We start from the raw sequence: 11,347 nt of genomic DNA on the forward strand, positions 1-11,347 counted from the left end.
CCGATCGGCCGCCTGTGGTCGGGCTCAGCGGGGCGCCCTCCAGGGCTACTGGGGGCCGTACTTGCGGCCCGTGCGCGAGGACACCCCGCCCAGCAGTCCGCGCGGCGTCAGCTTCACCACGCCCATCAGCGCCTTGTACCGCGGGTCCGGGATCGACACCGTCTTCCCGCGGGCCAGGTCGGCCAGGGCCGCGGCCACCAGCTTGTCGGCGTCCAGCCACATCCAGCCGGGGATGTTGTCCGTGCCCATGCCGGCCCGCTGGTGGAACTCCGTCCGGACGAAGCCGGGGCACAGCGCCATCAGCCGCACCCCGGAGCCGCCCAGGTCCCGCGCCGCGCCCTGGGTGAACTGCACGACCCAGGCCTTGCTCGCCCCGTACGTGCCGCGCGGTACGAAGGCGGCCACCGAGGCCACGTTGATCACGCCGCCGCGGCCGCGCGAGCGCATCGATTCCGTGGCCGCCGAGGTCAGCCGCAGGACCGCCTCGATGTGCACCTTCAGCATGGTCAGCTCGTCGGCCATGGAGACCTCGAGGTAGCGGCCCTTGTTGCCGAAGCCCGCGTTGTTGACCAGCAGGTCCACCGGGTGGGTACGGTCGCCGAGGCGCTGCTCGACCGCCGCGATGCCCTCCTCCGTGGAGAGGTCGGCGGCCAGCACTTCGGCCTCGATGCCGTGCCGGTCGTGCAGCTCGGTGGCCTGCTCGCCCAGCCGCTTCGTATCGCGCGCCACCAGCACCAGATTGTGCCCCTGGGCGGCCAGCCGCCGGGCGAAGGCGGCGCCGATGCCCGCCGTGGATCCCGTAATCAACGCAGTCGTCATAGGCGCAACCTAGCTTCCCGGAATGACGGCGCTACCTCGCCCCGGCCCCCGCCCCGTACTTCTCCACGTACAGGCGAACCCGCTCGTGGGCCTTCGGCTCCATCGCCTCGCCCGCGGCCAGGGTGAGCGGCAGCAGCTCCCGCTCGGTGGTGAAGGCGCGGAACCACAGCTGGACCGTCACGTCGTGGTCCGGCCGGTGCACGATCCGGATCGGGTCGCCGGGGGAGACCGAACCCTCCTCGATCACCCGCAGATACGCACCCGGCCGCGCCTCCTGGGTGAACCGCTTGACCCAGCCCGCCTCGCCCATGGCCCCCTGGAAGGTCCGGCACGGGATGCGGGCCGAGGCCACTTCGAGGACGAGGTCCGCGCCGACCTGCCAGCGCTCGCCGATCCGTGCGGTGTTCAGGTCGATGCCGGAGGTGGTGAGGTTCTCGCCGAAGAGCCCGCTGGGCAGCTCGCGATCCAGCTCGCGCTCCCACAGGTCCAGGTCCTCGCGGGCGTACGCGTAGACGGCCTGGTGGTCGCCGCCGTGGTGGCGCCGGTCGCAGACGACGTCACCCTCCAGGCCGCTGCCGAGGCCGGTGGCCTTGGGGCCCGGGGCGACGACGCGGACCGGTCCGGGCACCGGACGCTTGCCGATGCCCGTCATCCCGCCCTCCGCGTCGGTGTAGTCGACGGCCGTGGCGCGGCCGAGGTTCACAGAGATCAATTGCATGGAGCCCATGGGACCACGCTAACCGGAGCCGACCCAAAGTGGCACCGCGATATTGGTGTGGAAATCAAAGTAGGGCTTATGCTCGAAGGGTGATCGAAGCACGCCATCTCCGGGTTCTGCGCGCCGTCGCCGGGACCGGGTCCTTCTCCGCCGCCGCCCGCGAGCTCGGCTGCACCCAGCCCGCCGTCTCCCAGCAGATGAAGGCGCTGGAGCAGTCGGCCGGCACCCCGCTGCTCATCCGCACCGGTCGCGAGATGCGCCTGACCCAGGCGGGCGAGGCCCTGGTCCGCCATGCCGCGGGGATCCTGGCCGGGCTGACCGCCGCCGAGGAGGAGGTGGCGGCCATCGCGGGGCTGCGCGCGGGCCGGGTCCGGCTCGTGTCCTTCCCCAGCGGCAGTTCCACGCTGGTGCCGACCGCGCTCGCGGCGATGCGCGCCGAGCACCCCGGGACCCGGATCTCGCTGGTCGAGGCGGAGCCGCCGCGTTCGGTGGAGATGCTGCGCGAGGGCGACTGCGACGTGGCGCTGGCCTTCCGTTACGGCGGGGCGGACCATTCCGCCGCGGAGTGGGACGACCTCGTGGTGCGGCCGCTGCTGACCGACCGGCTCGTCGGACTGGTTCCGGAGGGGCACCGGCTGGCCGGGGCGGAGCGCGTGGGCATGGCGGAGCTGGCGGACGAACCTTGGATCGCGGGCTGTCCGCGCTGCCGCCGCCACCTGGTGGACGTGTGCGAGGGGGCGGGCTTCACCCCGCGCATCGACTTCGCCACCGACGACTACCCGGCGGTGGTCGGCCTGGTGGGGGCGGGGCTGGGCGTGGCGGTACTGCCCGAGCTCGCGGTGGAGTCCGTACGGGCCAAGGGCGTGAGCACGGTGGCGGTGGAGCCGGCCGTCGAGCGCGAGGTCGTGGCGCTGACCCTGCCCGACCTGGCCCGGGTGCCGGCCGTGGCCGCGACCCTGGCCGAGCTGGAGCGGGCGGCCGCGCGCTGACCCGCGTCCGCCCCCGGCGGCGGCCGGGGGCGCACACGTCGCAGGGCCGGGTACGGCCGAACGGGTGAAACGCGGGTCGGGCGGCGACACGCCCGGGTGTGCTGGCGATTCGAGGAAACGTTCCTTCTGACGTTTCGGCGACCCTCAGTCCGGCGCGATCGGTCCGATCGCACTCGACGCGGGGATCAGGCGATGCCGGGCCCGGCCCATCAGTTCCTCGCGCTCGTCCTCGGTGAGGCCGCCCCACACCCCGTAGGGCTCTCGGACGGCGAGTGCGTGCGCGGCGCATTCCGAACGCACCGGGCATCTCATGCAGACCTCTTTAGCCGAGGCCTCGCGCGCGCTCCTGGCCGCGCCCCGCTCGCCTTCCGGGTGGAAGAAGAGAGAGCTGTCGACCCCGCGGCAGGCGGCTAGCAGCTGCCAGTCCCAGAGGTCGGCGTTCGGTCCGGGGAGGCGGGAGAAATCTGCCATTGGTAGTCCCTCTTGGTGCCGGTACTGAGGCGGATACGGTCCATGTCTCCACACCTACTGTCGGAGTAGATGTAAATATGACTCATTGGGAATCTAGCCTCAGACACGTGCCAAACGGAAGGAAAGCCGCCAAATAGGGCATAGCTCCAGATGGAGGACAAGCGGCTCGTGGCTCCTACGCCGTGATCGCTTCCTCACGTAGAGTGCTGAAGGTGTCCGTCCGACCCGTAACTCTTTCGAGTGACCATCGTTGAGAGTGCGAAGGCGGTTGAACCAATAAGTTCTCGGACAGGTGTCCGGGGGCATCGACCGCACAGGTGACGATACGTACCAGCCTGGAGGCTCAAGGTGACGCGCATCAGCAGCTGCGGAGGGCGGTCATGACATCCGTCCTCGTCTGCGACGACTCCCCGCTTGCCCGAGAGGCGCTCCGTCGCGCGGTTGCCACCGTGCCCGGCGTCGAGCGTGTGACGACGGCTGCCAACGGCGAGGAAGTCCTCCGCCGCTGGGGCGCCGACCGCTCCGACCTGATTCTGATGGATGTACGGATGCCCGGGCTGGGCGGTGTGGAGACGGTCCGTCGACTGCTCTCGGCCGACCCCGGCGCCCGCATCATCATGCTGACGGTCGCCGAGGACCTGGACGGCGTGGCCCTCGCGGTCGCTGCCGGCGCCCGTGGATACCTGCACAAGGACGCCTCGCGCGCCGAACTGCGGGCCACGGTCACCCAGGCCCTCGCCGACCCGACCTGGCGACTGGCCCCGCGCCGGCTCCGCTCGGCCGAGATGGGCGCCGCGCCCACGCTCACCGCGCGCGAGATCCAGGTGCTGGAGGGCATGAGCCACGGCCGGTCCAACGCGGAGATCGGGCGCGAGCTCTTCCTCTCCGAGGACACGGTCAAGACGCACGCCCGCCGGCTGTTCAAGAAGCTCGGAGCATCGGACCGGGCGCACGCGGTGGCACTCGGCTTCCGCTGGGGTCTGGTCCGCTGACCTCCCGGTCGTGGCCGGGCCCGGCCCGGTCCGGCGCAGGCCGCGGATCGTCGAGAGAGGTCCCGTCCGCCACCCGCGGACGGGGCGGCGCGCCGCCCTCGACGGCTCGTCTTGTCGAGGGCATCCCTGTCCCCGCCGTACCCGGTGCGCACCCGGGGGTTGGCGGGGCACAATCCGGGGGACGTCTCGCTTCGTGCGCGATGCCGCATCCTTGAGGGTGTGGAGTCTCTCGGGGACTATTCGGCCGAGCGGGAGGGGAGGGCGCAGATGATGAGTTCCGGCGCACCTGCTCATAACGCTTCGATGCACAACAAGGGCCACGGCGGCGCGGATGCTCCGGCGCCAAGGCACCATGGATTGATGCGCGACGACGAGGCCCTGGGGTCACCCGCGGCCACAGGCCCGACCGGCGCCGCCAAAGGCGGCAGTGCCGGGGGCGTCAGCGCGCTCGTGCGCAGGGCGGTGGAGGGCGACGAGCAGGCCACGCACGACCTGCTCGCCTTCGTGCACCCCCTCGCGATCCGCTACTGCCGCACCCGGCTCTCGCGATTGCCGGGTGACGCTCGTCACTTCGTGGAGGACCTGGCGCAGGAGGTCTGCGTCGCCGTTCTGATGGCGCTGCCGCGCTACCGGGACACCGGGCGGCCCTTCGAGGCCTTCGTCTTCGCGATCGCCGCGCACAAGGTCGCCGACCTGCAGCGGGCCGCCATGCGGCACCCGGGCAGCACGGCCGTGCCCTCCGACGAGATGCCGGAGCGGCCCGACGACTCGCTGGGTCCGGAGGAACGGGCGCTGCTCAGCAGCGACGCCGCCTGGGCCAAGAAGCTGCTGGCCAACCTTCCGGAGAACCAGCGCGAGCTCCTCGTCCTGCGGGTGGCCGTCGGGCTGACCGCGGAGGAGACCGGACAGATGCTCGGAATGTCCCCCGGGGCCGTGCGCGTGGCCCAGCACCGCGCGCTCAGCCGGCTGCGGGCACTCGCCGAGCAGTAGGCGGCCGTGCGGGCCGTGCGGGCCGTGCGGTCTCGCCGCCTGCCGCCCGCCGCGATCCGTGCGGGCCCTTACGGCTCAGTTCCGCTCCGTACCGCGCAGTCCGGCCCCGCGTCGGTCCGCTCCGGCCGCTCGGCGTAGCTCTGCGTGGGCCTCGATCGCGGGCTGCAATCGTAGGAAGCGACGAAACTTCTGCTTGACCTTGGTCGTGGAATGAGACGCGTCGGGATCCCGTTAGCATGGACATCCGCGCTGAGCAAGACCATTGGGAAGGTGTCATGACCGCCGACGGAGTGCCCGACAAATTCGCCACGCTCGGACTGACCTACGACGACGTGCTGCTGCTGCCGGGCGCGTCGGACATGTCACCTGACGCGATCGACACCTCTTCCCTCATCTCGCGCAACGTGCGCGTCAACGTCCCGCTGCTGTCCGCCGCCATGGACAAGGTCACCGAGTCCCGCATGGCCATCGCCATGGCCCGTCAGGGCGGCGTCGGCGTGCTGCACCGCAACCTCTCCATCGCCGACCAGGCCAACCAGGTCGACCTGGTCAAGCGCTCCGAGTCCGGCATGGTCACCGACCCGATCACGGTGCACCCGGACGCGACCCTGCGCGAGGCCGACCAGCTCTGCGCGAAGTTCCGCATCTCCGGCGTCCCGGTCACCGACACCGCCGGCAAGCTCCTCGGCATCGTCACCAACCGTGACATGGCCTTCGAGTCGGACCGCAGCCGCCAGGTGCGCGAGGTCATGACCCCGATGCCGCTGGTCACGGGCAAGGTCGGCATCTCGGGCGTGGACGCCATGGAGCTGCTGCGCCGCCACAAGATCGAGAAGCTTCCGCTGGTCGACGAGGCGGGCATCCTCAAGGGCCTCATCACGGTCAAGGACTTCGTCAAGGCCGAGAAGTACCCGAACGCGGCCAAGGACAAGGAAGGCCGGCTCCTCGTCGGCGCGGCCGTCGGTGTCGCCGGCGACGCGTACGAGCGCGCCCAGGCCCTGATCGAGGCGGGCGCCGACTTCATCGTCGTCGACACCGCCCACGGTCACTCCCGCCTGGTCGGCGACATGGTCGCCAAGATCAAGTCGAACTCCACCGTCGACGTCATCGGCGGCAACGTCGCCACGCGCGACGGCGCGCAGGCGCTGATCGACGCCGGCTGCGACGGCATCAAGGTCGGCGTCGGCCCCGGCTCCATCTGCACCACCCGCGTCGTCGCCGGCATCGGCGTCCCGCAGGTCACCGCGATCTACGAGGCCTCGCTCGCCGCCAAGGCGGCCGGCGTCCCGGTCATCGGCGACGGCGGCCTGCAGTACTCCGGCGACATCGCCAAGGCCCTGGTCGCGGGCGCCGACACGGTGATGCTCGGCTCGCTGCTCGCGGGCTGCGAGGAGTCCCCGGGCGAGCTGCTCTTCATCAACGGCAAGCAGTTCAAGTCGTACCGCGGCATGGGTTCGCTCGGTGCGATGCAGTCCCGCGGCGAGCAGAAGTCCTTCTCCAAGGACCGCTACTTCCAGGAGGGCGTGGGCGGCGACGACAAGCTCATCCCCGAGGGCATCGAGGGCCAGGTCCCCTACCGCGGTCCGCTCTCCGCGGTCGTGCACCAGCTCGTCGGCGGCCTGCGCCAGTCGATGTTCTACGTCGGCGGCCGCACGGTCCCCGAGCTGCAGGACCGCGGCCGGTTCGTCCGGATCACCTCGGCGGGCCTCAAGGAGAGCCACCCGCACGACATCCAGATGACGGTCGAAGCGCCGAACTACTCCCGCAAGGGCTGAACGGCATGAGCTGAGGGGGCGGGCCCATCGGGCCCGCCCCCTTCGCCGTGCCCGCGCGGCCGTCCGTACAGCGGTCACCGGAACGCGGGCCCCCGGCGTTCGGGGATACTGGACGGGCAGACCCAGAGGAAAGGCCACCACACGTGACTGAGATCGAGATCGGGCGCGGCAAGCGCGGCCGCAGGGCGTACGCGTTCGACGACATCGCCATCGTCCCGAGCCGGCGTACCCGGGATCCGAAGGAGGTCTCGATCGCCTGGCAGATCGACGCGTACCGCTTCGAGCTCCCCTTCCTGGCCGCCCCCATGGACTCGGTCGTCTCCCCGCAGACCGCCATCCGCATCGGCGAGCTCGGCGGCCTCGGCGTGCTGAACCTCGAAGGCCTGTGGACCCGGTACGAGGACCCGCAGCCGCTGCTCGACGAGATCACGGAGCTCGACGAGGCCGCCGCGACCCGCCGCCTCCAGGAGATCTACGCCGCGCCGATCCAGGCGGACCTGATCCGGCAGCGGATCAAGGAGGTCCGCGACTCCGGCGTCGTCACCGCCGCCGCGCTCTCCCCGCAGCGCACGGCCGAGTTCTCCAAGGCCGTCGTCGAGGCGGGCGTGGACATCTTCGTGATCCGCGGCACCACCGTCTCCGCCGAGCACGTGTCGGGCGCCGCCGAGCCGCTGAACCTGAAGCAGTTCATCTACGAGCTCGACGTCCCGGTCATCGTCGGCGGCTGCGCCACCTACACGGCGGCCCTGCACCTGATGCGCACCGGCGCGGCCGGTGTCCTCGTCGGCTTCGGCGGCGGCGCCGCGCACACCACGCGCAACGTGCTCGGCATCCAGGTCCCGATGGCGACCGCCGTCGCTGACGTGGCCGCGGCCCGCCGCGACTACATGGACGAGTCCGGCGGCCGCTACGTGCACGTCATCGCCGACGGCGGCGTGGGCTGGTCCGGCGACATCCCGAAGGCCGTCGCCTGTGGCGCGGACGCCGTGATGATGGGCTCCCCGCTGGCCCGTGCCACCGACGCGCCCGGCAAGGGCAACCACTGGGGCATGGAGGCCGTCCACGAGGACGTGCCGCGCGGCAAGAAGGTCGACCTCGGCACCGTGGGCACCACCGAGGAGATCCTCACCGGTCCCTCGCACACCCCGGACGGCTCGATGAACATCTTCGGCGCGCTGCGCCGCTCGATGGCCACCACCGGCTACAGCGAGCTCAAGGAGTTCCAGCGGGTCGAGGTCACGATCGCGGACTCGCAGCACAGCCGCTGATCGCCCCGCCGTACGCCGGAGGGCCGGCACCCCGCTCGGGGTGCCGGCCCTCCGGCGTGTCCGGGGTGCGGGTGCGGGTACAGGTGCGGGCCCGCCCGGCTCGGCCCGACGGGTCGCCCGGGCCTCAGAGGCGGTGAGCCGCGCCCACCGGGCTGGCGCCGCGGGTGTCCAGGAGCAGCTGGGCCTTCACGGCGAGGCCCTGCATGTCGTAGGTGCGGTGGTGCTGGAGCAGGATGGTCAGGTCCGCGTTCGCGGCGGCCTCGTAGAGCGATTCGGCGCGGGGGACCGGCTGGTCCCTGACCCGCCAGCCCGTGATGTACGGGTCGTGGTAGCTGATCAGCGCGCCCAGGTCGAGGAGGCGGCTGGCGATCTCGCGGGCCGGGGAACCCTCCTGGTCGGCCAGGTCGGGCTTGTAGGTGACGCCGAGGAGCAGGACGCGGGCTCCGCGGGCGGATTTGCCGTGCTCGTTCAGCAGGGTGGCCGAGCGCTGGATGACGTACTGCGGCATCCGGTTGTTGATCTCCTGCGCCAGGCCGACCATGCGCAGCGGGTGGCCGGGGGTGCGCGTGGTGTGGGGGAGGTAGTTCGGGTCGAGGGGGACGCCGTGGCCGCCGACCCCCGGGCCGGGGCGGAAGGCCTGGAATCCGTACGGCTTGGTCTCGGCGCAGCGGATGACGTCCCACAGGTCGACGCCGAGGTCGTGGCAGAGCACCGCCATCTCGTTCATGAGGGCGATGTTGACGTGGCGGTAGTTCGTTTCGAGGAGCTGTACGGTCTCGGCCTCGCGCAGGCCGCGGGCGCGGACCACCTTCTCGGTGAGGCGGGCGTAGAACGCGTGCGCGGACTCCGTGCAGGCGGGGGTGAGGCCGCCGATCACCTTGGGGGTGTTGGAGATGCCGTGGGTGCGGTTGCCCGGGTCGTGGCGGCTGGGGGAGTAGGCCAGGTGGAAGTCGCGGCCCGCCCGCAGCCGGGAGCCGGCTTCGAGGATCGGGCGCAGGTAGTCCTCGGTGACCCCCGGGTGGGCTGCGGATTCGAGGATCACGGTGGTGTGGGGACGCAGCCGGGCGGCGAGCGCGCGGCCGGCCTCGCCGACGGCGGAGAGGTCCAGTGCGCGATCGGCGCCGAGCTGGGTGGGGGCGCAGATGACGGCCGTGCGGACCCGGCCGAGCTCGGCGGGGTTGGTGGTGACCCGGAAGCCGGCCGCCGACATGCGGCGGACCTCGGCGGCGGTGAGGGTGGAGTCCGTGACCGGACCGCTGTCGTAGCCGACCGTCTCGATTCCGGCGGCGACGGCCGCCTGGGCGAGGGGGAGGCCGAGATGGCCGAGTCCGATGACGGCGAGATCTGCGGGCATGGGGGTGCCGTCCCTTCCCTGACATGAGGGGGCTTGCCGCGCAAGTTCTCCGGGGGACAGGGGAGCTGGCGCAATGTCAGACTAGGCTTATATATGACAGATATGTCGCATTCTGGAGTGAACGCCACCGTTGTGTTGTCCACAGGCGGTGGCTGATGTGGGTGCGGGCGGTCAGAATCGTGGAACGGGGCATGTGAGCGGGATCTCATCCGCACCAACGGGAGGCAGCCGTGAGGACAGCGACACTGGGGCCGGCGCAGCGGGCCGAGGCCCTCACCCGGATGGCCGAACGGGAACTGGACGTGCTGGTCGTGGGCGCGGGCGTGGTGGGTGCCGGCACCGCGCTCGACGCCGTGACGCGCGGCCTGTCGACCGGCCTGGTGGAGGCGCGGGACTGGGCCTCGGGCACCTCCAGCCGCTCCAGCAAGCTGATCCACGGCGGCCTGCGGTACCTGGAGATGCTCGACTTCGCCCTCGTGCGCGAGGCCCTGAAGGAGCGCGGGCTGCTGCTGGAGCGCCTCGCCCCGCACCTGGTGAAGCCGGTGCCCTTCCTGTACCCGTTGCAGCGCAGGGGCTGGGAGCGGATCTACGCCGGTTCGGGCGTCGCGCTGTACGACGCGATGTCGGTCTCCAGCGGCCACGGGCGCGGCCTGCCCGTGCACCGGCACCTGTCGCGGGGGCGCGCGCTGCGGGTGGCGCCGGCGCTCCGCAAGGACGCGCTGGTGGGGGCCCTGCAGTACTACGACGCCCAGATGGACGACGCGCGCTACGTCGCCACGCTCGTGCGGACGGCCGCCGCGTACGGGGCGCACTGCGCCAATCGGGCGAGGGTCGTCGGCTTCCTGCGCGAGGGCGAACGGGTGGTCGGCGCGCGGGTGCGTGATGTGGAAGGCGGGCGGGGGTCGGCCGGGGAGTACGAGATCCGCGCGAAGCAGGTCGTGAACGCGACGGGGGTGTGGACGGACGACACCCAGGCGCTGATCGGGGAGCGCGGCCAGTTCCACGTGCGGGCTTCGAAGGGCATCCATCTGGTCGTACCGAAGGACCGGATCCATTCGAGCACCGGACTGATCCTGCGGACCGAGAAGTCCGTCCTGTTCGTCATCCCGTGGGGCCGGCACTGGATCGTGGGGACCACGGACACCGACTGGGACCTGGACAAGGCGCACCCGGCGGCGTCGAGCGCGGACATCGACTACCTGCTGGAGCACGTGAACTCGGTGCTGGCGGTGCCGCTCACGCGCGACGACGTCCAGGGCGTGTACGCGGGCCTGCGGCCGTTGCTGGCCGGGGAGTCGGACGCGACGAGCAAGCTGTCGCGCGAGCACACCGTGGCGCATCCGGTACCGGGTCTGGTGGTGGTCGCCGGGGGCAAGTACACGACGTACCGGGTCATGGCGAAGGACGCGGTCGACGAGGCCGTGCACGGCCTGGACCAGCGGGTGGCGGAGTGCGTCACGGAGGACGTGCCGCTGGTGGGGGCGGAGGGGTACCGGGCACTGTGGAACGGGCGGGCGCGGATCGCGGCCCGGACGGGGCTTCATGTGGTGCGGGTGGAACACCTGTTGAACCGCTTCGGGTCGCTGACGGAGGAACTGCTGGACCTGATGGCCGCCGATCCCGGACTGCGCGAGCCGGTGACCGGGGCGGACGACTACCTGCGGGCGGAGATCGTGTACGCGGCCTCGCACGAGGGGGCCCGGCACCTCGACGACGTACTGACGCGGCGGACTCGGATCTCGATCGAGACCTTCGACCGGGGGACGCGGTCGGCACGGGAGTGCGCGGAGTTGATGGCGCCGGTGCTGGGGTGGGACGAGCAGCAGATCGAGAAGGAAGTGGAGCACTACGAGAAGCGGGTCCAGGCGGAGCGGGAATCGCAGCGCCAGCCGGACGACCAGACGGCGGACGCGGCGCGGCTGGGGGCGCCCGACATCGTTCCGTTGTAACTCCGGGATGCGGAGGGGGGAA

Annotated in this window: 10 protein-coding genes; 6 read left to right on the top strand and 4 right to left on the bottom strand. The window is 71.6% G+C overall.

All coding sequences use genetic code 11. The features are described 5' to 3' along the window. Nucleotides 1-45: 45 nt before the first annotated feature. Both OG594_RS26910 and OG594_RS26915 read right to left on the bottom strand, forming a co-directional pair. Nucleotides 46-819, bottom strand: coding sequence for an SDR family oxidoreductase (locus tag OG594_RS26910; protein WP_266603987.1), 774 nt, complete (start codon nt 817-819; stop codon nt 46-48). A gap of 31 nt (nt 820-850) precedes the next feature. Continuing rightward, nucleotides 851-1,537, bottom strand: a complete 687-nt coding sequence (locus OG594_RS26915; RefSeq protein ID WP_266603989.1) for an MOSC domain-containing protein — start codon at nt 1,535-1,537, stop codon at nt 851-853. A gap of 89 nt (nt 1,538-1,626) precedes the next feature. Between OG594_RS26915 and OG594_RS26920 the strand changes: the two genes are divergently transcribed. Then, on the top strand, nt 1,627-2,526 hold the full coding sequence (locus OG594_RS26920) for a LysR family transcriptional regulator (RefSeq protein WP_266603991.1): 900 nt from the start codon (nt 1,627-1,629) through the stop codon (nt 2,524-2,526). A 144-nt stretch (nt 2,527-2,670) separates the two neighbouring features. Here the strand turns inward: OG594_RS26920 and OG594_RS26925 are convergent, their stop codons facing one another. Beyond that, nucleotides 2,671-2,997: a WhiB family transcriptional regulator gene (locus OG594_RS26925; protein WP_266603993.1), complete on the bottom strand. Its 327-nt coding sequence runs from the start codon at nt 2,995-2,997 to the stop codon at nt 2,671-2,673. A 380-nt stretch (nt 2,998-3,377) separates the two neighbouring features. On the opposite strand from OG594_RS26925, the gene OG594_RS26930 reads away from it, so the two are divergent. The 4 genes from OG594_RS26930 to OG594_RS26945 all read left to right on the top strand — a co-directional run bounded on the left by OG594_RS26930 (nt 3,378) and on the right by OG594_RS26945 (nt 8,022). Further along, on the top strand, nt 3,378-3,989 hold the full coding sequence (locus tag OG594_RS26930; protein ID WP_003948568.1) for a response regulator transcription factor: 612 nt from the start codon (nt 3,378-3,380) through the stop codon (nt 3,987-3,989). A 360-nt stretch (nt 3,990-4,349) separates the two neighbouring features. Next, nucleotides 4,350-4,979 (top strand): sigma-70 family RNA polymerase sigma factor, encoded by a 630-nt coding sequence (locus OG594_RS26935; RefSeq protein WP_030389108.1) that lies wholly within the window; start codon nt 4,350-4,352, stop codon nt 4,977-4,979. A 275-nt stretch (nt 4,980-5,254) separates the two neighbouring features. After that, nucleotides 5,255-6,754: an IMP dehydrogenase gene (guaB, locus tag OG594_RS26940; protein ID WP_266603996.1), complete on the top strand. Its 1,500-nt coding sequence runs from the start codon at nt 5,255-5,257 to the stop codon at nt 6,752-6,754. Between the two features lie 143 nt (nt 6,755-6,897). After that, nucleotides 6,898-8,022, top strand: coding sequence for a GuaB3 family IMP dehydrogenase-related protein (locus tag OG594_RS26945; protein WP_266603998.1), 1,125 nt, complete (start codon nt 6,898-6,900; stop codon nt 8,020-8,022). Nucleotides 8,023-8,146: 124 nt separating this feature from the next. On the opposite strand, the gene OG594_RS26950 is transcribed toward OG594_RS26945, so the two are convergent. After that, on the bottom strand, nt 8,147-9,376 hold the full coding sequence (locus tag OG594_RS26950) for a nucleotide sugar dehydrogenase (protein ID WP_266604000.1): 1,230 nt from the start codon (nt 9,374-9,376) through the stop codon (nt 8,147-8,149). A 230-nt stretch (nt 9,377-9,606) separates the two neighbouring features. Here OG594_RS26950 and OG594_RS26955 point away from each other — a divergent pair, with 230 nt between their 5' ends. Continuing rightward, the gene (locus OG594_RS26955) at nt 9,607-11,325 is read left to right on the top strand and encodes a glycerol-3-phosphate dehydrogenase/oxidase (protein WP_266604002.1); all 1,719 of its coding nucleotides are present in this window, start codon (nt 9,607-9,609) and stop codon (nt 11,323-11,325) included. Nucleotides 11,326-11,347: the final 22 nt, after the last annotated feature.

It is taken from the genome of Streptomyces sp. NBC_01214, from assembly GCF_026340975.1.
GTDB lineage: Bacteria > Actinomycetota > Actinomycetes > Streptomycetales > Streptomycetaceae > Streptomyces.

Bases quoted from the DNA above. Each gene is read 5' to 3' on its own strand.
- OG594_RS26950 (WP_266604000.1), bottom strand. From the start codon at position 9,376: ATGCCCGCAGATCTCGCCGTCATCGGACTCGGCCATCTCGGCCTCCCC.
- OG594_RS26925 (WP_266603993.1), bottom strand. From the start codon at position 2,997: ATGGCAGATTTCTCCCGCCTCCCCGGACCGAACGCCGACCTCTGGGAC.
- OG594_RS26915 (WP_266603989.1), bottom strand. From the start codon at position 1,537: ATGCAATTGATCTCTGTGAACCTCGGCCGCGCCACGGCCGTCGACTAC.
- guaB (WP_266603996.1), top strand. From the start codon at position 5,255: ATGACCGCCGACGGAGTGCCCGACAAATTCGCCACGCTCGGACTGACC.
- OG594_RS26910 (WP_266603987.1), bottom strand. From the start codon at position 819: ATGACGACTGCGTTGATTACGGGATCCACGGCGGGCATCGGCGCCGCC.
- OG594_RS26930 (WP_003948568.1), top strand. From the start codon at position 3,378: ATGACATCCGTCCTCGTCTGCGACGACTCCCCGCTTGCCCGAGAGGCG.
- OG594_RS26935 (WP_030389108.1), top strand. From the start codon at position 4,350: ATGCGCGACGACGAGGCCCTGGGGTCACCCGCGGCCACAGGCCCGACC.